Source organism: Arthrobacter sp. efr-133-TYG-118 (assembly GCF_030209755.1).
Taxonomy (GTDB): domain Bacteria; phylum Actinomycetota; class Actinomycetes; order Actinomycetales; family Micrococcaceae; genus Arthrobacter.
This window is the reverse complement of record NZ_JARVRH010000022.1, coordinates 1-25,419: the sequence shown is the minus strand read 5'-3', so window position 1 is coordinate 25,419 and position 25,419 is coordinate 1. Positions and strand designations below refer to the sequence as shown.

Sequence of the window (25,419 nt, the reverse complement as noted above, 5' to 3'; positions counted from 1 at the left end):
GAATCAGACTTTCCACGCCCGCCAGCTCTGCGTCAGATAGGGCAAGGGGATGACCTCGCCCTCGGCATGCCCCAGATGTTCGAAGAGGTACCACTGAAGATTGCCCATGACCTTGGCCCGTGTGGGGTCATTCGCCCTTAAATAGTAGCTGCGCGACTTCACGAGTTCGAGAATGTCGGCCGGAGTCACGGGATCCTCCCAGCGCGTCAGGTGACTTTCGAGGCCGCCGAACTCCGGGCCCACCACGGGCCGGAAGTCCGGTTTGTGGACATCGCCGGCATGCATGATGCGGGACAAGCGATGGACCCAGGGCACTGAAGTGTCCAATTGGTTCCAGATCAAGCCGATAACGCCGTGGGGTCGAAGGATCCGGGCGATCTCGGTGCTGGCGGCGAGGGGATTGCACCAGTGCCAGGCTTGGGCAACGCTGACGACGTCGAATGCTGAGTCCGCCAGTCCAGTTGCCTCGGCCGTGCCCTCCAAGGCGATTACTTGTGGGTATGTTTTGCGAAGCTGAGTGAGCATGTCCGTGGAAGGGTCCACCGCGGACACGGTGAGCCCTCGCTCGACGAGGAGCGAGGTGAACTTTCCGGTGCCGGCGCCGATGTCTGCCGCGTCCCGCGCGCCTTCAGGCAGCAGCCAGTCAGCCGAATCCGCAGGATAGCCGGGCCGGACACGGTCATAGTGTTCTCCGCCGTCCTGGAAACTCTGGCCGAGTTCAAGGCGCCGTTCCTCAAAGAGTTTCGGGCCGGCTGACGTGCCTTTGGGGGGTCGCGGGGCCACGCGGGAACTCCTTCGTAGGACAGGAAAAATACCCTACGAATCTACCGCAATCAGTCGGTGCTGCAGGGAGCGGCGCCCGCGGTCCCGGGAGTGTTGGGAGCCCACTCCGGGTAGCTTCGGTGGTCGTTCGCCGGCACCCACCGGCCGGCATCCACCACGTAGTCCCAGCCGAGGCCATTGTTCTTGAGCGCCTGGATGCCCGCGATGAGCCGGGTGGCGTCTTCCAAGCGCGACCCCACGCCGAAACTGGCGCGCAGGGATCCGGAGGGAAGGCCGAGGCGCTTGAGCAGCGGGTGGGCGCAAAAACGTCCGTCGCGCAGGCCAATGCCGTGCTCGGCCGCAAGGTAGGCCGCGACGAGTCCGGCGTCGTAGCCCTGGAGCGAGAAGTTCACGACGCCGATGGTGTCCTGGGGATCGGTGTCGCTGAAGATCTGGTGCACGGTCACGCCGTCGATTTCCTTGAGGCCCTCGACCAGATGCGAGCGGATGGCGGCCTCGTGGGCGTGCCATTCATCGTGGTCGAGGCTTGCAATGACCTGCGTGGCCCGGGCGAGCGTGGCCGCGCCGAGCACGTTCGGTGAGCCTCCTTCGTGCCTCGCCGGTCCCGTGGCCCAGCTGACTGAATCGAGGCGCGCCTCGCGGACGGCGCCGCCTCCTGCCAGGTGCGGCGTTCCGGCGTCGAGCCAGTCGGGACGGCCCACCAGGACACCGGCGCCGAACGGTGCATAAAGCTTGTGCCCCGAGAAAACCAAGTAGTCAACATCCGCGGCGGCGATATCGATCCGGCGATGCGGGGCGAGTTGCGCCGCGTCCACCACAATCCGCGCCCCGAATTCGTGGGCCAGGGCAGCGAGATCCTTGATGGGCAGGATCTCGCCGGTCACGTTCGACGCCCCGGTGACTGCCAGGAGGCTGACGCCACCGTGGGAGAGTGCCGTGCGGACGGTGGCCACCGTCTCGGACAACGTTCCCGCGGCAACGATGCTGCGGTGGGGGACGCCCTGCCACGGCAGGAGATTGGCGTGGTGCTCGATGTCCAGGTAGAGGACTTCGCCAGTATGCCGACCGTCCTCAACCGGCAAGCACCCGGCCAGCAGATTGAGGGAATCGGTGGTGTTGCGGGTGAAAATGACCGAATCGTCCGGCCGCCCGCCAACGAAGTCACGGACGATGTTGCGGGCGTTTTCGTAGACCGAGGTGCTGATTTGGGAGGCATAGCCTGCGCCGCGGTGGACGCTCGCGTAGTACGGCAGGATCTCGTTGAGGTACGCGGAAACCACGGTCAGGGCAGGTGCGGACGCGCCGTAGTCGAGGTTGGCGTAGCGGATGTGGCCGCCCTGGATCAAGGGTGCCTGCAACTCGGCGCCGGTGACCGCGGCCAGTGGGCGTGATGCCCGGGGCAGGGATTCAGCGCGCTGCTGTGCAGATTCGTTGTTCAGCGAAAGAGCCGGGGAAGTAAATGTGGCTGTGCTCATGGGACCTCACTCAAGAGGGACCCCTGCGTGCAGGGGGTCCGCGCTTGCCGCATCCGTTCCGGACCGGCCGGGTCGTCACCCGGGGCACCCCGCCGCGATGGAGGGTTGCCGGCCAGCAAACCGGGGTTTCGCGCTGGCACTCGTGACCTGTAAAGAGCGTAGGACACCGGGAAGGCTGGTTCCAATGTGACCCGGATTGTTAAGCGGATTGTTACACGGCCGGAAAAATGTGCCTTCCGCCGAAGAAAAAGCAGCGGACGCCACCAAAAGGGGGCGTCCGCCGTCGTTTATTCAGTGAAGAGAACGGATTAGAGGAGGTCGTCGAGTTCGGGGTTGAGCCTCTTGAGGACCTCGGAGTGCAGGATCGAGTTAGTGGCGACGGCGTTTCCGCCGAAGGGGCCGTCCGCGCCGTCCAGGGACGTGAAGCGTCCCCCGGCCTCGGTCACGATCGGCACCAAGGCCGCCATGTCGTAGATCTGGAGTTCCGGCTCGGCGGCGATGTCCACGGCGCCCTCGGCCACCAGGCAGTAGGACCAGAAATCACCGTACGCCCGGCTGCGCCAGACATCGTTCTCGAGGCCCAGGAAGTTGTCCAGCGAACCATGCTGCCTCCACTCGGACAGCTCGGAGTAGGAAAGCGACGCATCTTCAAGCCGCGACACGTTGGAAACCTTCAGCCGGGTGGCTGCGGCCAGCGATCGGCCCATGTAGGCGCCCGAGCCCTTTGCCGCCCACCAACGCTTGCCGAGCGCCGGAGCGCTCACGAGCCCGACTACCACCTCGCCCTCGTCCACGAGGGCGATGAGCGTAGCCCAGACGGGTACGCCACGAACGAAGTTCTTGGTCCCGTCGATGGGATCGATGATCCAACGCCTCGAGCCGTGGCCCGTGCTGCCGAATTCTTCCCCAAGGACGGCGTCGCGGGGACGGGAACGGGAGAGCTGCCCGCGGATTGCTTCCTCGGCGGCTTTGTCGGCATCGGTGACGGGGCTCAGGTCGGGTTTGGTCTCGACCTGGAGGTCCAGTGCCTTGAACCGCTCCATTGTCAGGGAATCGACGGAGTCGGCCAGGACGTGTGCCAGCCGCAGGTCGTCGTTGTAGCTCGAATCGGGTTGGGTCATGGTTCCAAACTACCGTCTATTCGCGGGTGAGCCGGGGAGGTAGGACGGCAAGCGCGCAGTTAGTTGACCGTGCCCAGTTCCTTCGCCTCTTGGGCTTCCATGCGCGGGTCCGCGCCGAGGAGCCGGCGCAACGACGCCAAGCGGGCCGGGCCTGCCTCGCCGGCATGGCCGTCGGCGACCCAGGAATCCAGTCCGCATCGAACCGCGGAGGCATCGTGCTTGCAGCCTCGCTCGCACGTTTCCGTTCCAGGTTCCAGATCCGGGAAGGCGTGCAGGATGCGGTCAGGGTTCACGTGGGCGAGGCCGAAGGAGCGGATGCCTGGCGTATCGATGATCCAGCTGCCGCCGGGGGCGTCGCTGAGTTTCAAGGCCAGGGCGGAGGACGAGGTGTGGCGTCCGCGCCCCGTCACGGCGTTGACCCCGCCCGTGGCGCGTTCGGCGCCGGTGAGGGCATTCACCATGGTGGACTTCCCGACGCCGGAATGGCCCAGGAGCACGGTGACCTTGCCGTCGAGGTAGTCCCGCAATTGGCTGACCGCGTCGCTATCGAGGCGGGCGGACAGGCCGTCGTCGGAACGGGCGTCGATGCCGGAGGCCCCTGCGTCCGCGGTGCGGCTGATGATGATGGGGAAACCCAGGCTCACATAGTTGGCGAGCAATTCCGTCGGATCCTTGACATCGGCCTTGGTGACGAGCAGCAGCGGCTCGATTCCGGCGTCGTACGCTGCCACCAACGCGCGGTCGATGAATCCGGTGCGCGGCTCCGGGTTGGCGGCCGCGACCACCACCACGAGCTGGTCGGCGTTGGCGACGACGGCCCGTTCGATCGGATCCGTGTCATCGGCACTTCGCCGTAGGAGGGTCCTGCGCTCCTCGACCCGCACGAGGCGCGCGAGGGTGTCCGGGGCTCCGGACACATCGCCGACGAGGGCAACGAAGTCTCCGGGAACCACAGGGGAGCGCCGGAGTTCCCGGGCGCGGGCCGCGATGACGATGCGCTCCTTGTCCGAGCTTTCGCCCACGATCGCGGTGTAGCGGCCGCGGTCAACTGTGATGATGCGCCCGATCACGGCGTCGTCGTGGCTGGGGCGGTCCTTCGTACGGGGGCGTGTGCCCTTCTTGTTGGGGCGGATCCGGACGTCGGACTCATCCCAGGAGCTTGCGTCGCGAGCCATCGTCAGTTGCTTGTCTCCGTTGAAGCGGTGTCCGTGGCCGCTTGGCCCGCACTGAGCATCGATGCCCAGATTTGCGGAAATTCGGGCATGGTCTTGGAAGTCGTCGCGATGTCTTCAACCTCGACACCCTCGACGGCGAGACCCAGGATGGCGCCCGCGGTGGCCATGCGGTGGTCGGCGTAGCTGTGCACGACGCCGGCGTGCAGCGCTGCGGGCCGGATTACCAGGCCGTCGCTGGTTTCCTCGGCGTCGCCGCCAAGCAGGTTGATTTCCGCGACGAGCGCGGCCAGCCTGTCCGTTTCGTGTCCCCGCAAATGCGCGATGCCGGTGAGCCGGGAAGGGCCGGTAGCCAGGGCGCACAAAGCCGCCACCGTAGGGGCGAGTTCGCTGGTTTCGTCGAAGTCCGCGCCCAGGATCTCCGGTCCGCCTGTGACTGTCAGCGTGCCGTGGTCCAGTGTGACAGTGGCACCCATGGTGGCGAGGATGTCCCGCCAGAGGTCCCCGACTTGCGTAGTGTTGGCAGGCCAGTTCGGGATCCGGATAGTTCCCTTTGTGGCCAGCGCCGCGGCGAGGAAGGGACCAGCGTTGGAGAGATCCTGCTCGATCCTCTCGTCAAAAGCCTGGATAGTGCCCGGGGCAACGCGCCAATGGTTCGGCACGGAGTCATCCACCTGCACTCCGACGCCGCGCAGGACCGAGACGGTCATGTTGATGTGGTCCAGGCTCGGCACGGGCTTGCCGACATGCTCCAGATGAAGGCCCTCTTCGAAGCGTGCACCGACCAGCAGGAGGGCGGAGACAAACTGCGACGAAGCGCTCGCATCGATCACCAAATGGCCGCCGCGGACCGAGCCCGTGCCGGAAACCTTGAACGGCAGGGAGCTCGCAGTGTGCCCGTCCACGGCGCTGACTTCCACTCCGAGTGTCCGGAGGGCTTCGATGATGGTGCCCATGGGACGTTTGCGAGCGTGCGGATCGCCGTCGAACACCGAAGCGCCGTTGCGGAGGGCCGCGAGCGGCGGCACGAAGCGCATGACCGTGCCGGCCAGGCCACAGTCGATGGCGGTCTCTGACGCGGCAGCCACCGGGTCGATGGGGGTGACTTCAAGATCCGGGCCGTAGTGTCCATCGCCGGGAACCTCGGTAATGGTGGCGCCAAGCTGGCGCAGGGCCTCGACCATCAAGGCGGAATCCCGCGAATGCAAGGGTGCCCGCAGCCTGCTTGGGCCGTCGGCCAATGCCGCCAGGACCAGATAACGGTTGGTCAGGGACTTCGAACCAGGAACCGTAACCGTGGCATCCACAGGGTGGCTGGCGAAGGGCGCCGGCCACAGGGGGAGTGCGGAGGCTGTGGTGCTCCCTGAATCGTCTGTCTGCGTGGCGGGGGTTCCTGGCATGCTTCCTTATGCTCCAACTGCGTTGTCTACGGCCTTGCGGACGGCCCGGTCTGTTTTCTTGAACTGCTTGCCCGTGGCTTTCTTTGCGTCCATGGCGAGGTGTTCGGCACGCCATGCCAGGCTCGGTTTGCCCGCGGTGTCCACGGCGGCAAGGAAAACGCCGCCCGTCAGCGAAATGTTCTTGAGCAACTGGGCTCGGCGGGCGAGCCGGCCTTCCTTGGTGCTGATGTCGGCTGAACGCCACTCAACAAAGGTATTCAGGACCGAGATGCCGGCAAGCAGGCTTGCCGAGAACCGGGAGCATTTGCCGAGGGCCAGCAGGGCGCCGGCGCCCACTTGCGCGCCTCCGATGACCCGCGCCAGCATCTTCTCGTCCGCCGGGAAAGGCAGTGACTCGGAAGCGCGGCGGAGCAGCGGAGAGAGCTGTTTGGCAGTGTCATCCGCGTTCTTGAGCTTGTCCAGCCCTGCGACGACAAAACTGGAAGCCAACATTGGCCTTGCGAGAAAACGGACGAGGGACATGTTTTGCCTCCTGGATGGCGTGCCACGGTGTTCAGGTGGTGCTGCGTTCAAGTGGTGCGGTGTTCACGGGGTGCAGTCGGATCTAGTCTTGCATCTTTGCGGAATATTTGCCCGAAGCTTGCCGTTGTCAGAAGAAGGTGCGGTGTGGGCTGGACCTTGGGTTGTGGCGCGTGCGTTGTGCCGCGCCATCTCATGTCGTTTGAGTGGAGATGGTTTTTTGGCCTTGGTTAAGGACCGTGAGGGACACTTGGCGCTTGGGCGGGAGCTGCCAAGGGACTCCCGGAGGGTGACAGTAGACTTGGATGCAATGAGCACCATGGATCCGGCCGCAGCGGCCATGTACAAAGCAGCGACGGAAGTCACGGACGCAACGTCCGGCGGCGACGCAACTGTTGAGGCCGACGTCGAGATTGCAGTCGACTTCGCAACCGAGACCCCCGAGCAACGGAGGGCGCGCTTCGAACGCGACGCAATGCAGTATGTCGACCAGCTCTATTCGGCTGCCATGCGCATGGCCAGGAATCCGTCCGATGCCGAGGACCTGGTCCAGGAGGCCTACACCAAGGCCTTCTCCGCCTTCCACCAGTACAAGCCGGGAACCAACCTCAAGGCGTGGCTGTACCGCATCCTGACCAACACGTACATCAACCTCTACCGGAAGCGGCAGCGCGAACCGTTGCAGTCGAACTCGGACAGCATCGAAGACTGGCAGCTGGCGCGGGCGGAATCCCATACGTCCGCGGGGCTGCGCTCTGCGGAGGCGGAGGCACTGGATCATTTGCCGGACTCAGACGTGAAGAGCGCCCTGCAGTCCATTCCGGAGGAATTCCGGCTCGCGGTGTACTTCGCTGACGTCGAAGGCTTCGCATACAAGGAAATATCAGACATCATGAATACCCCGATCGGGACGGTCATGTCCCGGCTTCATCGCGGCAGGAAAATGTTGCGCGATCTGCTGGCGGACTATGCCGCAGAACGGGGAATCAGCGCCGGCGCGGAAGAAAAGGTCTTGGCCGTGGGCGCGGCCACAAGCAAAAAACAGGAGAAAAGGAAATGAGCTGCCAAGGATTGGGTGACTGCGACGATGCTCGGATGCAGCGTATCTACGAATACCTCGATGGTGCGTTGACCCGCGAAGACATCGCAGAGATCAAAGTGCATCTGGAAGACTGCCCGGAGTGCACCGAGCAATACGACCTTGAGTGCGTCATCCGCACCGTGGTCAAACGCTCCTGTACGGAAGCGGCTCCTGAGAATCTCAAGAACTCGATCCTGGACAGGATCCACGCTATGAAGTCCGTGGACGTCTAAGAGCCTGGAACGGCAAGGGCCCCGGAAACCTGATGGTTTCCGGGGCCCTCCGCATTAAGTCTTACGCTAAGCCGCTGGCTTAGGTGTTGGGACGCTTGCCGTGGTTTGCGCCGCCGCGCTTACGGTCACGACGCTTACGTGCACGCTTGCTCATAGCTGGCCTCCTTAGATTCTTGATACTCAATAAAGCTGCCCTCCAGTCTCCCACATCACGGGGCCGCCCCGCGAACCGTGCCGGCCAGCCCCGCAGGGACTCGGACTCAGTCGCGCAGGGAATTCCGGATGGAGATCCTGGCCTGGTCCAGGACGGTGCGCACGGTTTCAAGCGCGATCGGGGTCAGGGCCTTGGCGCCGGCGTGCTGTCGCAGTTCCACGCGGATGTCATCGCGGAAGGATTGGACCATCATCTCGGCTTCCTTCAGGATGCGGTGTCCCTCCGGCGAGTAGCTTCCAGCCCATGACTGGAATTCCGCGGACTTCGCATTGGCTCGTGCGGCTTCGGCGGTTGCGGCCAGGTCTGCGCGCAGGCCGCGCATGTTGCTGCGGATGTCGTCGCGGAGATTGTCGGCCAACCGCCGCACGGAGGCGGAGATGTTGTCCTCGACGTCGGCCAGTTCCTGCCGCCGGCTGTTGAGCTCCGCCAGCCCGGCCGGGGTGATGGAGTAGTTGGTGCGGCGCCCGTCGCTGGTGGTGGCGACCAGTCCTTCTTCCTCGAGTTTTCCAAGGCGCGGGTAGATGGTTCCGGCACTGGGGGAGTAGGTCCCGCCGAAGCGTTCGCCGAGGGCCTTGATGAGCTCGTAGCCGTGTTTGGGGCCGGATTCCAGGAGTGCCAGCAGATAGAGCCTGAGGGCTCCGTGGGCAAAGACGGGCGGCATTAGACTTCCTCTTCTCCGGGGACTGAGTGGGTTGCTCCGGGTGTTGGCGCACTGCCATGGATGATGGAGGTCTTTCCGGACACGGAATTGGTACGCGCCACCATGAGCCGCTCGTCGGGCCCAACGATGGTCTGGACCCTGCCGCCCGACTGGGCGTAGAGCTGGTCATCGATCATCACGGTGCCACTGGCCGTCTTGGCCACGATGTCCACGCCAACGTCGTGCGGCAGGCGGATGGTGACGTCGCCTGAAACGGAATTGGCTCCGAAATCCTGGGTGTAGCCGTGAAGGTCGAAGCTGAGGTCGCCGCTGACGGTATTGGCCCGGATGTTCTTGAAGCGGCCCGAAGCCGTGACTTCGCCCGAGACGCTCTTGGCGGTCATGACGCCGTCGTGGTTGCGGGCGATGACTTCGCCGCTGACGGTGTTGATGTGAAGCTCGCCCCGCGTGCCATCCGCGAGAACTGACCCGGACACCGTGTTGAGGCGGATATGACCGGTGACGCCCGACACCATGCCGTCACCGCCCACGGTTCCTGCTTCGACGTCGACGCCGGCAGGCAGCGCAATGCTGATGACTATCGTGTTGGTGCTGGTGTTGTTGACGGTCCCCATGAGGTTGCGGAACCAGCCTTGGGGGCCGTGCAACTGGTGGCGGACTTCGAGCCGGCCATCAACGAGGCTGACGCTCAGTGGATCGCCGCCGATTTCCGAGACTTCGATCCTGGTGATTGCGTCGTCGTGCGTGACAACGTCGAAGCGGCCCTTGACGATCCCCAGCTTGAGTGAGCGGACGCCGTCGACGTCGATGGTCTGCGGGCCGGTAACGGTCCAGTTTTCTTCTGACATGACCCCTCCATTGCTGCGTTACAACTATTGCGATATATCGCGTTGATGTACTCACGATATATCGCGATATTGACGTTGGCAATGGGTTCCGCATGCGAGATGGGGGCGTCTCCTGCCCCGGCTATTCCGGCTGGGCGATCCTCAGCCACTGGAACCAGCCGCGGTGCAACACGAGCCAGGCCATGAGCCCGTAACCCGCCTGGCCCGGGGTGCCGCCATTTGCGGAGAGGTCCGTGCGCCATTGTTCGTGGTTGAGCAACGGGGAGAATGTGTCGACGTACTGGTGGTTGCGGCGGGTGGTGACGTCCGCAAATGCGGCGTTGAGTTCCCCGATCCGGCGGTTCTTGGCCGGGTCCAGCGTGGGTGGCGGTCCGACGACAAACACTTCGATGTTGCTTTGCGACGCCCCGTCCAGGATATTGGCCAGATTGAGGCGGCTGCGTGCTGTGGAGACGCCGAATTCGATGTCGCGGCCGGACAGGCCAATCACCAAGCGGTTTTCGTGGACGTTGCTGAAGCGTCTCCCGGCTTCGTCGAGCCAGCGCGCGGCAAGGCCTTCTGTGCCCTCCATAGGGCAGGGAAGGGAGTAGCTCTCCACAAGAACGGAGTCCTGGGGGGTCCGCGCAAGAACCCTTCCGAGCCAGCCCAAGGCCCTGGGGTCACCGAGCCCGGCGAGTAGTTCATCACCAACAGCTGCGATGCGCAGCTTCCTGTCTTCCACAGTTACCTCTTCACCAAACGTTGCGGTCCTTGCACTGTGCCCGGCCGGGCGGCTGGATCACCGGACACTTGTCCCATTAAACAGAACTGCCCGGCTGGAAGCGGGTATTGAACCTCCAGCCGGGCAGCCGCCGTCTTACTTGCGTTCGAATGCCTGCTTGAGCAACGTGGCCTGCTCGGCACTGTGGCGCTTCATGGAACCTGCTGCCGTGGAGGCCGATGCCGGACGCGAAACGAGTCGGACCTTGCGGTCCAGTGCCTGCGGCAGGTTCAAGCCGATGAACGGCCACGGACCCTGGTTCGCGGGTTCATCCTGTGCCCAGACGATGTCGGCGTTCGGGTACTTGGCCAGTTCCGCCTCGATCTGGGCCTGGGGCAGCGGGTACAGCTGCTCCAGGCGGATGATTGCCGTCGAGGTGTCGCCGGTCTTCTGGCGGTTCGACAGGAGATCGTAGTAGAGACGGCCGGAAACCAGGATCACTCGGTCAACGCTCTGGGCCTGGAGGGGCTCGTGTTCGCCGATGACCGGCTTAAAGCCGCCTGTCGTGAAGTCCTCCACCGCGGAAGCCGCACCCTTGAGGCGCAAAAGCTGCTTCGGGGTGAAGACGATGAGCGGCTTGCGCGGACGGCTGTAGGCCTGACGGCGCAGCAAGTGGAAGTGCGACGCAGCCGTGGTGGGGTTCGCCACGATCATGTTGTCTTCGGCACAAAGCTGCAGGAAGCGCTCGATGCGTGCGGACGAGTGGTCCGGTCCCTGGCCTTCGTAGCCGTGAGGCAGCATGAGCACAAGGGAGGAACGCTGGCCCCACTTCTGTTCGGCCGAGGAGATGAATTCGTCGATGATGGTCTGTGCACCATTGACGAAGTCACCGAACTGGGCTTCCCACAACACCAAGGCGTCCGGGCGTTCCACGGAGTAGCCGTACTCGAAGCCCATGGCCGCGTATTCGGACAACAAGGAGTCGTAGATCCACAGCTTGGCCTGCTCGTCGCTCAGGTTGCCCAGCGGCATCCATTCGCTGCCGTTCGCGCGGTCGTGGAAGACGGCGTGACGCTGCACGAACGTGCCACGACGGGAGTCCTGGCCGGCGAGGCGGACCGGTACGCCCTCCATGACGAGCGAACCAAAGGCCGCGATCTCGCCGAAGCCCCAGTCGATGCCGCCTTCACGGGACATCTGCTCGCGCTTCTCGAGGAGCTGCTTGAGCTTGGAGTGGACCGTGAAGCCTTCTGGAATATCGAGGTGCGCCTGGCCGATCCTCTGCAGCATTTCGGTTGAAATGGCGGTGGTGGCGGGCGCGTTGGTGCCGAAGTCCGCCTGCTGGGCGATGGGACGCTCGATGTCCGAAACCGCGGCGGAGTCAGCCGTAATGATCGGGATGGGCGAAGTCTGTGCGGCGTGGGTCTCCGCGAAGACGCGCTCGAGGCGTTCCTGGTAGTCGCGCAGCAACTGCTCGGCTTCGTCCTCGGTGATGTCGCCACGGCCGATGAGGGATTCCGTGTAGAGCTTGCGGACGGAGCGCTTGGCTTCGATGAGGTTGTACATGAGCGGCTGCGTCATCGAGGGGTCGTCGCCCTCGTTGTGTCCGCGGCGGCGGTAGCACACCATATCCACAATGACGTCCTTGTGGAAGCGCTGGCGGAACTCGTAGGCCAACTGCGCGATGCGCACCACGGCCTCGGGGTCGTCACCGTTCACATGGAAGATCGGGGCCTGGATCATCTTGGCCACGTCGGTGGAGTAGGTCGAGGAGCGCGACGACGACGGTGCGGTGGTGAAGCCGACCTGGTTGTTCACGATGATGTGGATGGTTCCACCGGTACGGTAACCACGCAGCTGGGACAGGTTGAGCGTTTCCGCCACAACGCCCTGGCCGGCAAACGCGGCGTCGCCGTGGACCATGATGGGCAATACGGGGAATGCCTCGCCCTGGTCCAGCCGGTCCTGCTTGGCCCGGACAATGCCTTCAAGCACGGAGTCGACCGCTTCAAGGTGGGACGGGTTGGCGGCGAGGTAGACCTTGGTCTCATTGCCGTTGTCCGACGTGAACGTGCCTTCAGTGCCGAGGTGGTACTTGACGTCGCCCGAGCCCTGCACGGAGCGGGGGTCCTGGGTGCCTTCGAATTCGCGGAACACCTGGGCGTACGTCTTGCCCGCGATGTTGGTGAGCACGTTGAGGCGGCCGCGGTGGGCCATGCCGATCGCGACTTCGTCGAGCCCGTCGTCGGCGGCGTCGGAAATGATGGTGTCCAGCAGCGGAATCAGGGATTCCCCGCCTTCGAGCGAGAAGCGCTTCTGGCCGACGAACTTGGTCTGCAGGAAGGTTTCGAAGGCCTCAGCTGCGTTGAGCTTGGAAACGATGCGCAGCTGCTCTTCGCGGCTCGGCTTGGAGTATGGGTGCTCCACCTGGTCCTGGAACCACTTGCGTTCTTCAGGCTCCTGGATGTGCATGTACTCAATGCCCGTGGTGCGGCAGTAAGCGTCGCGGAGGACGCCCAGGATGTCGCGGAACTTGAGCATCGGCTTGCCGCCGAAGCCGCCGGTGGGCCACTCGCGGTCCAGGTCCCACAAGGTGAGGCCATACGTCAGCACGTCGAGGTCCGGGTGCTTGCGCTGGACGTATTCGAGGGGGTTCGTGTCTGCCATGAGGTGGCCGCGGACCCGGTACGAGTGGATCAACTGCTGGATGCGGGCAACCTTGTTGATCTCGTCAGCGGGGTCGACCTGGAGATCGGGGCTCCAACGGACGGGCTCGTAGGGAATGCGGAGCGCTTCGAAGATCTCGTCGTAGAAGTTCTGGGCGCCGAGGAGGAGCTGGTGGACGAGCTTGAGGAACTCGCCGCTTCCTGCGCCTTGAATGACGCGGTGGTCATAGGTGGACGTCAGCGTGAGGATCTTGCTGATGGCGTTCTGGGCGATGATCTTCTCGCTGGCCCCTTGCCACTCAGCCGGGTAGTCGAGGGCTCCGACGCCGATGATGGCGGCCTGGCCCTTGGAGAGCCGGGGCACGGAGTGCACGGTGCCGATGCCACCCGGGTTTGTCAGGGACACGGTGGTGCCCGCGTGATCGTCCGCTGTGAGCTTGCCGTTGCGCGCGCGCTTGATGAGGTCTTCGTAGGTGTGCCAGAACTCCGCGAAGTTCATGGTCTCGGCCTTCTTGATGTTGGGAACCATCAGGAGGCGCGTGCCATCGGGCTTGGGCATGTCAATGGCGATGCCGAAGTTGACGTGCGCGGGCTGCACGGCAACGGGCTTGCCATCCACTTCGTCGTAGTACACGTTCATCGACGGGAACTGGGACAGGGCGCGGACCACTGCGTAGCCGATGAGGTGGGTGAAGGAGACCTTGCCGCCACGGGCGCGGGCAAGGTTGGAATTGATGACAACGCGGTTGTCGATCAGGAGTTTGGCGGGAACGGCCCTGACGCTCGTGGCGGTAGGAACCTCAAGGCTCAAGACCATGTTGGACGCAATGGCCTTGGCCGGACCACGGAGGACGGAGACGACGTCCTCTTCCGGGGGAGTGGGAGCCTTGGTGCTCTTGGGAAGCTGTGCCGGGATCGGCTGGGACTGGCTGCCGTCGGTTGGCTTCTGCGCGCCGTCCTTGGCGACAGTGGCCGGAGCCTTCTTGACCGGTGCTGCAGGAGCAGCCGGAACAGGTGCGGGGGTTGCAGGTGCAGCTGCCGGGGCAACCACGGGCGCGGCCGGCGTCATTGCCGTTGCTGCCGCCTGTGCCACGACAGGAATTTCGCGAGTGGGAGGGTTTGCAGGGGCTGCGGATGTTCCGTTGGAAGAAGTGCCGTCAGCGGTGTCGAAGGACTCGAAAAGCGGCCACCACTTGGCGTCGACCGAATTCTTGTCCTGTTGGTACCGCTCGTACAGTTCGTCAACGAGCCACTCGTTTCCGCCAAATTCCTCGGGTAGACGGTGGCTTGGCTGCTCTGGCACTTGAAATACGCCTCTTCCATGAGTGTTGATTTCCAGCTGGCCCGGGGAACTGCAGGGGGTGCAAAGGCGAGCCAGGGTCTGGGTCCCGCGAACTCAGACCCTAGCCAGTCTAGTGACGAGCGGCGGCTATCTGCCAATAGTGGTGATCTAAATCATGCCAATCGCGATATGCCTCGGCTTCCGCGCCCTGAGGGGCTATTCTTTCGCGGGATTTTCCTGCCGTTTTGATGCGTCGCAAACCTCGACGCCGGCCGGTGAAGTCGCGTGAAGCCGCCCCGCGGCCGGACTGTAGACTTGAATTCTTATGGACAGTAATTCTAGGTGCCGGCCTGGGAGCTGCGGGGGAAGCCGTTCGGCAGTCTCCGCGCAACGCGCCCGCCGAGCCGGCAATGCCCGTACACATGCCCATCGCACCCCGGAGCTCCAGGCCGGCCGGTCGGCGGATCCTTCATCCGCTGCGTCCGACCAACCCCCGCCGGGTCAATCAGCCCATAGTCGTCCTGAGGCCCTTTTCCAGCCGTTCGCACCGTCCGGCGGCCTTTAATGGAGTGGCTTTTCCTCCTCGCCGGCGTACTCCTGGTTCTGGGCACTGGCTTCTTTGTCGCGGTCGAGTTCTCCCTCGTCGCACTCGACCAGTCAACAGTCCAAAGGGCGGTCGACGGCGGCGACCACGCCGCCGCGGCGTTGCTCAAATGCCTGAAATCCCTTTCCACCCAGCTCTCAAGCTGCCAATTGGGGATCACCCTCACCACCTTGCTGACCGGCTTCGTCATGGAGCCGTCCGTTGGCTCTCTCTTGCACGGACCGCTGCTCTGGGCCGGGCTGCCTGAGGCTGCTGCGCAGTCCTTGTCGCTCATCCTTGCCATGACGTTCGCCACCGGCTTGTCGATGCTGATCGGCGAACTCGTCCCGAAGAACATGGCGCTGGCGTTGGCATTTCCGCTGGGCAGGGCGTTGGCCCGACCTCAACTGATGTTCACGGCCGTCTTCAAGCCCGCAATCGTTGTGCTCAATGGCTTCTCGAACAAGATGCTCAACCTCGTGGGACTCGAAGCCAAGGAAGAGATCTCGGGTGCCCGTTCGCCTTCTGAACTGGCCTCCCTGGTGCGCCGTTCGGCAGAGCTGGGAACACTCGACGCCGGGACGGCCAACTTTGTTGCCCGGACCCTGAACTTTTCAGCGCGCACGGCGGCCGACGTCATGACCCCGCGCATCCGGATGGAAACGATCGACGCCGATCAGCCGGTATCGGACATCATCGAGGCGGCCCGGCGGACCGGATATTCCCGTTTCCCGGTCATCGGCGAATCGGCTGATGACATCCGCGGTGTGGTGCATATCAAGAAGGCCGTGTCCGTCCCGTCGGAACGCAGGAGCCGGCTCGAGGCCGGAGCAATTATGTCCGAGGTCCTGAGCGTTCCCGAGACCATCCATCTTGACGCCCTGCTGTTGGAACTCCGCGAGGGCAACCTGCAACTCGCCGTCGTGCTTGATGAGTACGGCGGAACCGCGGGTATCGCGACCCTTGAGGACCTGGTGGAGGAAATCGTCGGCGAAGTGGCGGATGAGCACGACAAGGTCCGGCCCGGATTGCTGCAGAGCGCCTCGGGGGACTGGTATTTCCCCGGACTGTTGCGTCCGGACGAGGTCAGCGAACAAATCCCGGGACTGACGGTTCCCGACGACCCCGCCTACGAAACCGTGGGTGGTTACGTCATGAGCCAACTTGGACGGATCGCGACGGTCGGCGACGTCGTCGAGGCCGGCGGCGGCGCCCTGGCCGTCACCCGAATGGACGGCCGCCGGATCGACCGCATTTGCTTCCGCCCTACGGCGCCCGACACCCCCGATGGCGGCGACGACGATAAAGGCACCGCGGAAAGCGATGGGAGCGGATGGCAAAGCACGAAGCAAGCCAGCAAGCGGTTGAGTAAGGGCTCCGGCGGTTCGGCAAGCAATGCCGTTGGCAACCCCGTCGCCAAAACCAGCCGCAAAGGACGTGCCGCATGAGCGACTGGGTAGGAATCCTGTGGCTCGTGGTGCTGTTGATCGGCAACGCCTTCTTTGTGGGCGCCGAGTTTGCCGTGATGTCTGCGCGCCGCAGCCAGATTGAGCCTTTGGCGCAACGCGGGTCCAAGCGCGCGCAGACCACCCTGTATGCGATGGAGCACGTCTCGCTGATGCTGGCGTGTGCCCAGCTTGGCATCACCGTGTGTTCCTTGCTGATTCTCCTCGTGGCCGAGCCTGCCATCCACCATTTGCTGGGGGCGCCACTGGAGTCCGTGGGCGTCCCTGGTGAATTGGCAGACATCATCGCTTTTGCGGTTGCCTTGCTGGCAGTCACCTTCCTGCATGTGACATTTGGCGAGATGGTTCCCAAGAACATCTCTGTTTCGGTCGCAGACAAGGCGGCCTTGCTGCTGGCGCCGCCGTTGGTCCACGTCGCCCGATTTGTGAAACCTGTTATCTGGACCCTGAACTGGCTGGCCAACCGCATCCTTCGCCTGATGAAGATTGAGCCCAAGGATGAGGTGACCTCTTCCTTCACGCTCGAAGAAGTGCAGTCCATCGTGCAGGAATCGACCCGTCACGGGCTCGTGGACGACGACGCCGGCCTGTTGAGCGGCGCATTGGAGTTTTCCGAGCACACTGCGGCGCACATCATGGTGCCGCTCGACAAGCTCGTGATGCTCAAGCCCGGGTCCACGCCACGCGAACTGGAGAAAGCGGTGAGCCGTACCGGTTTCTCCCGTTTCCCCGTGTTGGACGACGACGGCGAGCTGACGGGTTATCTGCACATCAAGGATGTGCTTTCCATCCCCGAAGAAGGACGCCGCCATCCGATCGCGGAGAGCCGGATCCGGTCCCTCGTGAACCTTGCACCCGAGGACGAGATTGAAGATGCCATGGCCGTGATGCAGCGGACCGGCTCGCACCTCGGCCGGGTTGTGGGGACAGGCGGTGCGACCCTGGGCGTGTTGTTCCTGGAGGACGTCATCGAACAGCTCGTGGGCGAGATCCGTGACGCCACCCAGGCCAGGGGGATCCGGCGGCTGGGCGGACCGCAGTCAGCGTAAGCTCCTGCTGGCCCAGGAAGCCAGCAGGAGCCGCCCGGAATTCTAAATAGGAATCATTCCCATTTGTGGGTACACTCATGTGAGTCCCCTGTTGTGTTTGATTCGGTAGATCCGAGGTTTCCCGTGCGTCGTAGCGCCGCCCGTCCTTCCCTTGCCGCAGTTCCGCCCCTTGCCGCCTCCGTCGGCCTCGCCGTCCTGCTTGCCGCATGCGGGGCACCCGCCGCGACGGCGCCGTCGTCGTCCTCCGGAGTGATCGATGTGGTCGCCTCCACGAGCGTGTACGGCGACATCGCCAAGAGCATCGGCGGTGACAAGGTGTCCGTCACGTCCATCATCAGCAAGACCAGCCAGGATCCGCACTCCTACGAGGCAAGCACCCAGGACAAGCTGGCCGTCTCCAAGGCCCAACTGGTGATCGACAATGGCGCTGGCTACGACGACTTCTTCAGCAAGCTCGCCGAGGACAGCAAGGTCGCTGCGGACAAGACCATCACCGCCGTTAACGTTTCGGGGCTCCTTCCAGCGGCGACAACCAGCGCATCTCCCGCAGGGGTGCCGGAAGGGTTCAACGAGCACGTCTGGTACAACTTCGCCGCCATGGCGAAAGTGGCCGATGCTGTCGCTGCGAAGCTCGGAAGCCTGAACCCGGCCGATGCCAAGACCTTTACTGCCAACGCCGACAAGTTCAAGTCCTCGCTGACCGGACTCAGCGCCAAAGTCGCTGAAATCAAGTCATCCAAGGGCTCCGCTCCGGTCGCCATCACCGAGCCCGTCCCGGGCTATTTGCTTCAAGCTGCCGGCCTGGAGAACAAGACGCCCGAGGAATTCAGCCATGCCATTGAGGTCGGCTCGGACGTTCCGCCGGCAGCAGTCAAGGAAACGAGCGATTTGATGACGTCAAAGTCCGTTCGCTTCCTCGCGTACAACGAGCAGACCGCCAGCGCCGAGACGGAAAAGCTGAAGGCCCAGGCGAGCGCCGCCGGCGTTCCGGTGATCGGCTTCACCGAGACACTTCCCGAGGGCAAGGACTACGTCGCCTGGATGACGGACAATGTGGGCAACGTTGCTGCTGCCCTGAACAAGTAAACGGCGCCGGCAATAAAAAATAGATGGGCCCCGCAATCGTCCTAAGATGTACAGGGCGGCTGCGGGGCCCTCTCTGTTCAATCAAGAGCAGGCCACCAGCGACATAGCTTCGCTAACCCCATGGATCGAGGAATCTTTTTGACACCGGTAGTGAGCCTTCGCGGCGCGGGCCTCCAGTTTGGCCAACGGGCCCTCTGGAAGGACCTCGACGTGGACATCCAGGCGGGTGAGTTCTTCGCTGTGCTCGGCCCAAACGGCAGCGGCAAGACCAGCTTCCTCAAAGTCCTCCTCGGTTTGCAGCAGCTTCATTCGGGGACCGTGACTGTGGCCGGACGCGCAGTGGAACGTGGCAGCCGGAAGATCGGCTACATACCGCAGCAGAAGTCCTTTGCTCCCGATACGCCCTTGCGTGCCAGGGACTTGGTTGCCCTCGGCGTCGACGGCCACCGCTGGGGCCTGCGGATCAAGGCCAAGGCCGTCAATGAGCGCGTCGACGCCCTTCTTGATTTAGTGGGGGCGAGTGACTACGCCCGCGTGCCGCTTGGTCAATTGTCCGGCGGTGAGCAACAGCGGCTCCGTGTTGCGCAAGCCCTTGCCGCGGAGCCTGACCTCCTGCTCTGTGATGAACCGCTGCTGTCCTTGGACCTGCACCACCAGCAGGCCGTGAGTTCCCTCATCAACCAGCAGTGCCACGAGCGGAACAGCGCCGTGGTGTTCGTGACCCACGAGATCAACCCGGTCATCGACTACGTAGACCGCGTCCTCTACCTTGCCGGCGGCAGGTTCCGGGTGGGAACACCCGAGGAGGTCATGACCACCGAGGTCCTGTCCGAGCTGTACAACAGCCGCGTTGAGGTCATCCGCGCGAACGGCAGGATCGTCGTCGTCGGCCTTCCGGACGCGACGACCCACTACCACGATGACGCCCACGCCGGTGTGGAGGAAGGTCACTAAATGGATCTCGGCAGCATCCTGCACACCATCTTCAACTTTGAAAACTACGGCGAACTGCTGGCGCTGGTCCAGAATTCCATCTGGGCCGGCGCAGTCCTCGGCCTGCTCGGCGGTCTCATAGGCACCTTTGTCATGAAGCGGGACCTCGCCTTCGCGGTGCACGGCATTTCGGAGTTGTCCTTCGCCGGCGCCTCCTTCGCCCTGCTCATCGGGGCGGACATCATTTTCGGTTCGCTCGCGGGATCCGTCGCGGCTGCGCTGCTTCTGGGACTCATGGGCGTCCGGGCGCGGGACAAGAATTCGATCATTGGCGTCATCATGCCGTTTGGGCTGGGCCTTGGCATCTTGTTCCTGGCCCTCTACCAAGGCCGGGCGGCCAACAAGTTCGGGCTACTGACCGGCCAGATCGTTTCGGTGGACACTGTCCAGCTCCAGGTCCTGGCTGGCACGGCCGTGGTGGTCATGCTCGCACTGGCCGGAATATGGCGCCCGCTCAGCTTTGCCAGCGTGGACCCCGAGATGGCGGAAGCCAGGGGAGTGCCTGTCCGTGGCTTGGCGATTGCCTTCATGGTGTTGCTCGGCGTCAGCGTTGCCTTGTCCATCCAGATAGTCGGCGCGCTTCTGGTGCTGGCCTTGCTGATCACCCCCGCGGCTGCCGCCCTGCGTGTGACTACTTCGCCGCGGCTCGTGGTCTTGTTGAGCGTGGTCTTTGCGATCACTGCCACCGTAGGTGGGATCCTCCTGGCGCTCGGGAGCAGGATTCCCATCAGTCCCTATGTCACCACGTTGTCGTTCCTGATCTATGTGGTGTGCCGGATCATCGGCAACGTGCGCGCCAAACGGGGAATCAACGGCAGGATAGTCCGTCCCCACGCTGCCGTGGGCCAAGCCGTGGAAGACCAGACGGTAGCCGGCTAAAGCCGGCCGGCTGCCTTCTTGGCAGTGCACTCAGGGCAGAGCCCGAAAATCTCCACGGTGTGCGCCACTTCGGTGTAACCGTTCTCGGCAGCCACCCGGGCTGCCCACGTCTCGACCGCCGGAGCCTCCACTTCGACGGCCTTGCCGCAATTGCGGCACAGCAAATGGTGGTGGTGGCCCGTGACCGCACAGCGGCGGTAGACGGCTTCGCCATCGGCATTCCTCAGCACGTCGATAAGGCCGTCGTCGGCAAGTGACTGCAGAATGCGGTACGCCGTGGCCAGGGACACCGAGACGCCCTGGTTCTGGAGCAGCCGGTACAGTTCCTGGGTGCTCACGAAATCGTCAAGTTCGTCCAGGGCGGCGCTGACGGCCAAGCGTTGCTTCGTGACGCGCTGCTCCTTGACGGCGGGATCCTTCGCATCCGGAAGCGACTGGGCTGCAGGCCCGGACGTGGCGGCATTGGCGCCCTGTGACATTCGTGGACTCATTTCGATGTGGATGTTCGCAAGTACCAAGGCTACCAGCCGGCCACGCTTGGACGCCGGTTCGTGGACACCATTGGAGGCCCGCCCTAGGCTGGCTGCATGAAGCTCACCAAGTTCACCCATGCTTGTGTCCGCCTGCAAAAGGACAGCCAGGTCCTTGTGATCGACCCCGGGACTTTTTCCGAGTCCGAGGAAGCCCTCGCAGGCGCCCACGCGGTGCTGATCACCCATGAGCACGCCGACCATGTGGACGCGGACGCCGTCGTCGGGGCCCTCAAGGGAAACCCCGGACTCCAGGTGCACGCACCCTCGGGGGTCGCTTCCCAACTGGCGGCCAAGGCGGGCGACGACCGCGATCGGGTACACGCCGTCGAACCCGGCACGTCCTTTGAAGCCGGGGGCTTCGCGATACGTTCCTTCGGAGGGCAGCATGCCCTCATCCACCCGCAGATTCCGGTAGTGGCCAACATCGGCTACCTCGTGGACGAAAACGTCTTCCACCCGGGGGACTCGTTCGTTGTCCCGGATGGTATTGCCGTACAAACCCTGCTGGTGCCCATTCACGCGCCTTGGTCAAAGGTGGGCGAGGTGGTTGACTTCGTGATCGCGGTCCGCGCACCAAAGGCCTACCCGGTCCACGATGGCCTGCTCAACGAACTCGGACGCGGATTGGTGGAAGGCCACGTGACCCGGATCGGCGCGAAATACGGTACCAGCTACGCGAGGTTGTCGCCGCGAGAATCGGTGGAGGTCTAGCTGAGTCGGCCGCGCCGTCAACTTGCTGTGTGGCCTGGGTCCTGCTCCGTCTAAATGCTGAGCGGCCACGTGCCTGTCTCGAAGAAGTCAGCCAGCACGGCCTCGTACGGGGCCGGATCCAGGCCACGCTCGGCAATCCAGTCCGGGTTGTAGTAGCTTCCGGCGTAGCGATCGCCGGCGTCGCACATAAGTGACACAATGCTGCCGCGCTTTCCCTGGGCCACCATCCCGGCAAGCAGTTGGCAAACACCCCAAAGGTTGGTGCCCGTGGAGGGCCCGGCGTGCAGCCCGGCAAGCCGATGGAGGTGCCGCATGGCGGCCACCGAGGCCGCATCGGGAACCTGGATCATGGTGTCGATAACGGCCGGGACAAAGCTGGGCTCCATGCGCGGCCGTCCGATGCCTTCGATCCTGGACGGCATCCCCGTGGAGTAGTCGGGGACGCCGTCGCGCCAGCCGGGATAGAACGCGGAATTTTCCGGATCGACAACAGCCAGCCGGGTTGAGTGGCAGTGGTACCGCAGGTAGCGGCCGATCGTGGCGCTGGTTCCGCCCGTGCCGGCGCCCACCACGATCCACTCGGGCACCGGATGCTCTTCGAGGGAGAGCTGCTCGAAGATCGATTCCGCGATGTTGTTGTTGCCCCGCCAGTCGGTGGCGCGCTCAGCAAAAGTGAATTGGTCCATGTAGTAACCGCCCGATGTCCGGGCAACGTCCTCCGCCATCGCATAGACCTCCGAGGCGTGGTCCACGAGGAGGCAAGCGCCACCGAACTCTTCGATGAGGGCGATCTTTTCAGGACTGGTGGTCCGGGTCATCACGGCAATGAACGGAAGCCCGATCAGCCTGGCGAAGTAGGCCTCGGACACCGCGGTGCTCCCGCTGGAAGCCTCCACGATGGTGGTCCCTTCCGTGATCCATCCGTTGACCAGGCCGTAAAGGAAGAGCGAGCGGGCGAGGCGGTGCTTGAGGCTGCCCGAACGGTGCGTGGATTCGTCCTTGAGGTAGAGCTGGACACCCCAGTGTTCAGGGAGCGGCACCGCGTAGAGATGCGTATCCGCCGAGCGGTTGTTCTCGGCTTCGATGCGTCGGATTGCCTCGCTGGCCCATGCCCGGTCCTGGTTGCGTAGAGTGCTCACCGATCCAGCCTACCGGCGTCGGCTGCCGCCCAAGGCTAGGCTGGTAGCCGGTTGGCAGCTGCACGGCGGCAGCTTCGACGTCGTTCGGTAGACACGGCAAAACGAAGGAGATTTGATGGCCACGATCATGAACGTCACCGCACTCAAGGACCGCATGGATGCGGGCAAGCGGACCGTATTGCTCGACGTTCGGTGGGTGTTGGGCGATCCGCACGGCCACTCGCACTTCCGCCAGGCCCACATTCCGGGTGCAGTCTATGTGGACTTGCATAACGAACTCGCGGATCCCGCGGCCGAGGGCCAGGGTAGGCACCCGTTGCCGTCCACCGCTGCGCTGCAGCGGAGCGCCCGGGCCTGGGGCATCAACGACGGCGACACCGTGGTTGCGTACGACGACAGCGGCAGCACGGCGGCGGCGCGGTTGTGGTGGCTGCTCCGCGACGCCGGTTTCCATTCCGTCTTCCTGCTCGACGGCGGATTGGGTGCCTGGCGCGCGGCCGGCTACCCGTTGGCGCAGGACGAACAACCGCCGGTTCCGGGCGACGTGGTGCTCGGACACGGCCATATGGATGCCATCGCCATGGACGAGGCAGAGGATTGGCACCACCACGGAATCCTTCTCGATGCCAGGGCCGGGGAGCGCTACCGTGGCGAAATCGAACCCGTTGATCCCCGCGCCGGGCATATTCCGGGCGCGCTGAGCGCCCCCACAGCCGGAAACCTCGGACCGGACGGCACGTTCCTCCGCGCGGCCCAGCTCCGCAATAGATTTGCTGCGTTGGGAATCGACGAGGGCAGCAAGGTAGCGGTTTACTGCGGCTCCGGGGTAACGGCAGCCCACGAGATCGCTGCCCTCGAAATCGCAGGATTCAGGGCAGCCCTCTTCCCGGGCTCCTTTTCGCAATGGTCCTCGCTCGACTCCAACCGGGTGGTCACCGGAGCAGCGCCCCAAGGTACTTCGGGCCAGTGAGCATTGGCTGCGGCGAAGCCGGCAGACGTGGCAGCCCCGAGTGGCAAAGAATCAGCCCGCAGGGGTAGCGTCGAGGCATGACTCCCGGACGCCCCGTTCCTCCGCCCCTTGGCAAGCCGCTCGTCGTGAGTGAGGAGACAGCGGACCCCGCGCCATCAGCACCCGCGGCCGCGCAGGGCCCGCCGACGCTCGCGGCTGCGTATGGCGCCACTTCCGCTGTCAGCGGTCTTGTCCCGCTGACCGTGGCCCGCCGGGCCCCCAAGGAAGACGACGTCGAGATCGAGATCGATTTCTGCGGCCTCTGCCACTCCGATGTCCACGCGACACGGGGCGAATGGGGTGCACAGAGCTATCCGTTGGTCCCGGGCCACGAAATCGTGGGCCGGGTCCGCAGCGTGGGCTCCGCCGTCGACGACTTCGCGCCGGGAGACCTGGTCGGCGTCGGCTGCTTGGTGGATTCCTGCCGCGAGTGCGATAGCTGCCTCGAAGGCTTGGAGCAGTATTGCGAACGCGGAAACGTGGGCACCTACGGGGTGAAGGATGCCCGGAACGGCGACTCCATCACCCAGGGCGGTTACTCGACGTCAGTGGTGGTTGACCGCCGCTTCGTGCTGCGCGTGCCCGACGGCCTTGACCCGGCCGCGGCGGCGCCGTTGCTGTGCGCGGGCATCACCACCTACTCGCCGCTGCGCTACTTCGACGTCGAGGAGGGGGACGTGGTGGGCGTCGTCGGACTCGGCGGACTGGGCCACATGGCGGTCAAGATTGCGAAGGCCATGGGGGCGCACGTCGTGGTCTTCACCACCTCGGAGGCTAAGTTCGAGGCGGCAATAGAACTTGGCGCCGACGACGTGATCCTCTCGAAGGATCCCGAAGCCATGGAAGGCGCCAACCGCTCCATCGACGTCATTATCGACACCGTAGCGGCGCCGCATGACCTGAACCCGTACTTCCGCACCTTGCGGCTGAACGGTGCCCTCTTCCAATTGGGGCTCCCTCCTACCGACATGCCGCCTGTCAGTCCCGGCGCGCTGATCAGACGCCGGCTCTCCTACGCAGGCTCGTTGATCGGCGGCATTGCCGAGACACAGGAAATGCTGGACTTCTGTGCCGAGCACGGCGTAGTCAGCGATGTCGAAGTCGTCACTGCGCGGCAACTCAATGAAGCCTACGACCGCATGGTTGCCGGCGACGTCAAATACCGTTTCGTCCTCGATACCAAGACCCTTCAGCCCGCTTCGGAAAAGGCAGACGTATGAGCACCCTGTTCACCAAAATCATCAACGGCGAGATTCCCGGACGTTTTGTCTGGAAGGACAACGACGTGGTGGCCTTCCTGACCATCGCACCGTTGACCGACGGCCACACGCTCGTGGTGCCGCGCCAGGAGGTGGACCGCTGGACCGACGTCGCCACTGAGCTCCTCAACAAAGTCATGGCCGTTGCGCAAACAATCGGACAGGCCCAGGTGAAGGCGTTCGGCGCACCCCGGGCAGGCCTGTCCGTTGTCGGCTTCGAAGTGGAGCACTTCCACGTGCATGTGTTCCCGGCAACGTCCCTGGCCGACTTCGACTTCGGAACCGTAGAACACCACCCGGATCCTGCCCGGCTTGATGCCAATGCAGCCAAGCTCCGGGCCGGCCTTGTCGCCGCCGGGCACGGACAGTTCGTTCCGGCGGACTAAGGCGCGACCCCGTAGAACTCCCGCGGATGCTCGCGGAATGGATGCGGCCCGGTTCCGGGGCGACGCTCGCTCACCCTGGTGGGAAAGCCTGAACCTTCCTTAGTGCATGAGGGTCGCCGGCGGGTTCAAGGGGTCGTTGCAACACCTGAGTGATTGGTGGGTGTTGTGGTG

24 protein-coding genes and 1 riboswitch are annotated in these 25,419 nt (G+C 64.2%); of the genes, 11 read left to right on the top strand and 13 right to left on the bottom strand.

Annotation, left to right across the window (positions count from 1 at the left end; genetic code table 11):
• Positions 1–3: 3 nt before the first annotated feature.
• The 6 genes from QRN59_RS17105 to QRN59_RS17080 all read right to left on the bottom strand — a co-directional run bounded on the left by QRN59_RS17105 (position 4) and on the right by QRN59_RS17080 (position 6,473).
• Positions 4–783: a class I SAM-dependent methyltransferase gene (locus QRN59_RS17105; RefSeq protein WP_284983683.1), complete on the bottom strand. Its 780-nt coding sequence runs from the start codon at positions 781–783 to the stop codon at positions 4–6.
• 50 nt (positions 784–833) lie between these two features.
• Positions 834–2,258, bottom strand: a complete 1,425-nt coding sequence (locus QRN59_RS17100; protein ID WP_284983682.1) for an aminotransferase class V-fold PLP-dependent enzyme — start codon at positions 2,256–2,258, stop codon at positions 834–836.
• Between the two features lie 35 nt (positions 2,259–2,293).
• Positions 2,294–2,406, bottom strand: a riboswitch (SAM riboswitch).
• Positions 2,407–2,566: 160 nt separating this feature from the next.
• Positions 2,567–3,379, bottom strand: coding sequence for a histidinol-phosphatase (hisN, locus tag QRN59_RS17095; protein ID WP_284983681.1), 813 nt, complete (start codon positions 3,377–3,379; stop codon positions 2,567–2,569).
• A 59-nt stretch (positions 3,380–3,438) separates the two neighbouring features.
• Positions 3,439–4,554 carry a ribosome small subunit-dependent GTPase A gene (gene rsgA / locus QRN59_RS17090; RefSeq protein ID WP_284983680.1) on the bottom strand — a complete coding sequence of 372 codons (1,116 nt, stop codon included), beginning with the start codon at positions 4,552–4,554 and terminating at the stop codon, positions 3,439–3,441.
• Between the two features lie 2 nt (positions 4,555–4,556).
• A complete protein-coding gene (gene aroA, locus QRN59_RS17085) occupies positions 4,557–5,951 on the bottom strand; it encodes a 3-phosphoshikimate 1-carboxyvinyltransferase (protein WP_284983679.1) in 1,395 nt (464 codons plus the stop codon).
• 6 nt (positions 5,952–5,957) lie between these two features.
• Entirely contained in the window at positions 5,958–6,473 is a 516-nt protein-coding gene (locus QRN59_RS17080; RefSeq protein WP_284983678.1) for a DoxX family protein, read from the bottom strand.
• A 217-nt stretch (positions 6,474–6,690) separates the two neighbouring features.
• On the opposite strand from QRN59_RS17080, the gene QRN59_RS17075 reads away from it, so the two are divergent.
• Together QRN59_RS17075 and rsrA are read left to right on the top strand one after the other, a co-directional pair.
• Complete coding sequence (locus tag QRN59_RS17075; RefSeq protein ID WP_502871071.1) at positions 6,691–7,530, top strand: sigma-70 family RNA polymerase sigma factor; 840 nt, start codon at positions 6,691–6,693, stop codon at positions 7,528–7,530.
• Positions 7,527–7,784 (top strand): mycothiol system anti-sigma-R factor, encoded by a 258-nt coding sequence (gene rsrA / locus QRN59_RS17070; RefSeq protein ID WP_028264789.1) that lies wholly within the window; start codon positions 7,527–7,529, stop codon positions 7,782–7,784. Before QRN59_RS17075 ends, rsrA begins: the two co-directional genes overlap by 4 nt.
• Positions 7,785–7,863: 79 nt before the next feature.
• Here rsrA and QRN59_RS24660 read toward each other — a convergent pair whose 3' ends face one another.
• From QRN59_RS24660 to QRN59_RS17050, 5 genes are all read right to left on the bottom strand, one after another.
• Entirely contained in the window at positions 7,864–7,938 is a 75-nt protein-coding gene (locus QRN59_RS24660; RefSeq protein ID WP_369299106.1) for a 50S ribosomal protein bL37, read from the bottom strand.
• 106 nt (positions 7,939–8,044) lie between these two features.
• Positions 8,045–8,659: a PadR family transcriptional regulator gene (locus tag QRN59_RS17065; protein ID WP_284983676.1), complete on the bottom strand. Its 615-nt coding sequence runs from the start codon at positions 8,657–8,659 to the stop codon at positions 8,045–8,047.
• Positions 8,659–9,507, bottom strand: a complete 849-nt coding sequence (locus tag QRN59_RS17060; protein WP_284983675.1) for a DUF4097 family beta strand repeat-containing protein — start codon at positions 9,505–9,507, stop codon at positions 8,659–8,661. The genes QRN59_RS17065 and QRN59_RS17060 overlap by 1 nt, the downstream gene beginning before the upstream one ends.
• 121 nt (positions 9,508–9,628) lie before the next feature.
• Positions 9,629–10,228: a GDSL-type esterase/lipase family protein gene (locus QRN59_RS17055; protein ID WP_284983674.1), complete on the bottom strand. Its 600-nt coding sequence runs from the start codon at positions 10,226–10,228 to the stop codon at positions 9,629–9,631.
• Between the two features lie 135 nt (positions 10,229–10,363).
• Entirely contained in the window at positions 10,364–14,176 is a 3,813-nt protein-coding gene (locus QRN59_RS17050; protein WP_284983673.1) for a multifunctional oxoglutarate decarboxylase/oxoglutarate dehydrogenase thiamine pyrophosphate-binding subunit/dihydrolipoyllysine-residue succinyltransferase subunit, read from the bottom strand.
• A 543-nt stretch (positions 14,177–14,719) separates the two neighbouring features.
• Here QRN59_RS17050 and QRN59_RS17045 point away from each other — a divergent pair.
• The 5 genes from QRN59_RS17045 (at position 14,720) to QRN59_RS17025 (ending at position 20,211) form a co-directional block, all read left to right on the top strand.
• Positions 14,720–16,186, top strand: a complete 1,467-nt coding sequence (locus tag QRN59_RS17045; protein WP_284983672.1) for a hemolysin family protein — start codon at positions 14,720–14,722, stop codon at positions 16,184–16,186.
• A complete protein-coding gene (locus tag QRN59_RS17040) occupies positions 16,183–17,253 on the top strand; it encodes a hemolysin family protein (protein ID WP_284983671.1) in 1,071 nt (356 codons plus the stop codon). Before QRN59_RS17045 ends, QRN59_RS17040 begins: the two co-directional genes overlap by 4 nt.
• 123 nt (positions 17,254–17,376) lie before the next feature.
• Positions 17,377–18,339 (top strand): metal ABC transporter solute-binding protein, Zn/Mn family, encoded by a 963-nt coding sequence (locus tag QRN59_RS17035; protein ID WP_284983670.1) that lies wholly within the window; start codon positions 17,377–17,379, stop codon positions 18,337–18,339.
• 120 nt (positions 18,340–18,459) lie between these two features.
• Positions 18,460–19,293 carry a metal ABC transporter ATP-binding protein gene (locus QRN59_RS17030; RefSeq protein WP_502871070.1) on the top strand — a complete coding sequence of 278 codons (834 nt, stop codon included), beginning with the start codon at positions 18,460–18,462 and terminating at the stop codon, positions 19,291–19,293.
• On the top strand, positions 19,294–20,211 hold the full coding sequence (locus QRN59_RS17025) for a metal ABC transporter permease (RefSeq protein WP_284983668.1): 918 nt from the start codon (positions 19,294–19,296) through the stop codon (positions 20,209–20,211).
• Here the strand turns inward: QRN59_RS17025 and QRN59_RS17020 are convergent.
• The gene (locus tag QRN59_RS17020; protein WP_284983667.1) at positions 20,208–20,690 is read right to left on the bottom strand and encodes a Fur family transcriptional regulator; all 483 of its coding nucleotides are present in this window, start codon (positions 20,688–20,690) and stop codon (positions 20,208–20,210) included. The genes QRN59_RS17025 and QRN59_RS17020 overlap by 4 nt on opposite strands.
• 108 nt (positions 20,691–20,798) lie before the next feature.
• Between QRN59_RS17020 and QRN59_RS17015 the strand changes: the two genes are divergently transcribed.
• Positions 20,799–21,455: an MBL fold metallo-hydrolase gene (locus QRN59_RS17015; RefSeq protein WP_284983666.1), complete on the top strand. Its 657-nt coding sequence runs from the start codon at positions 20,799–20,801 to the stop codon at positions 21,453–21,455.
• A 50-nt stretch (positions 21,456–21,505) separates the two neighbouring features.
• On the opposite strand, the gene cds1 is transcribed toward QRN59_RS17015, so the two are convergent.
• Positions 21,506–22,594, bottom strand: a complete 1,089-nt coding sequence (gene cds1 / locus QRN59_RS17010; protein ID WP_284983665.1) for an L-cysteine desulfhydrase Cds1 — start codon at positions 22,592–22,594, stop codon at positions 21,506–21,508.
• 115 nt (positions 22,595–22,709) lie between these two features.
• On the opposite strand from cds1, the gene QRN59_RS17005 reads away from it, so the two are divergent.
• The 3 genes from QRN59_RS17005 to QRN59_RS16995 all read left to right on the top strand — a co-directional run bounded on the left by QRN59_RS17005 (position 22,710) and on the right by QRN59_RS16995 (position 25,248).
• On the top strand, positions 22,710–23,564 hold the full coding sequence (locus QRN59_RS17005) for a sulfurtransferase (protein WP_284983664.1): 855 nt from the start codon (positions 22,710–22,712) through the stop codon (positions 23,562–23,564).
• A 77-nt stretch (positions 23,565–23,641) separates the two neighbouring features.
• Positions 23,642–24,823 carry an NAD(P)-dependent alcohol dehydrogenase gene (locus QRN59_RS17000; protein WP_284983663.1) on the top strand — a complete coding sequence of 394 codons (1,182 nt, stop codon included), beginning with the start codon at positions 23,642–23,644 and terminating at the stop codon, positions 24,821–24,823.
• The gene (locus tag QRN59_RS16995) at positions 24,820–25,248 is read left to right on the top strand and encodes an HIT family protein (protein ID WP_284983662.1); all 429 of its coding nucleotides are present in this window, start codon (positions 24,820–24,822) and stop codon (positions 25,246–25,248) included. The genes QRN59_RS17000 and QRN59_RS16995 overlap by 4 nt, the downstream gene beginning before the upstream one ends.
• Positions 25,249–25,419: the final 171 nt, after the last annotated feature.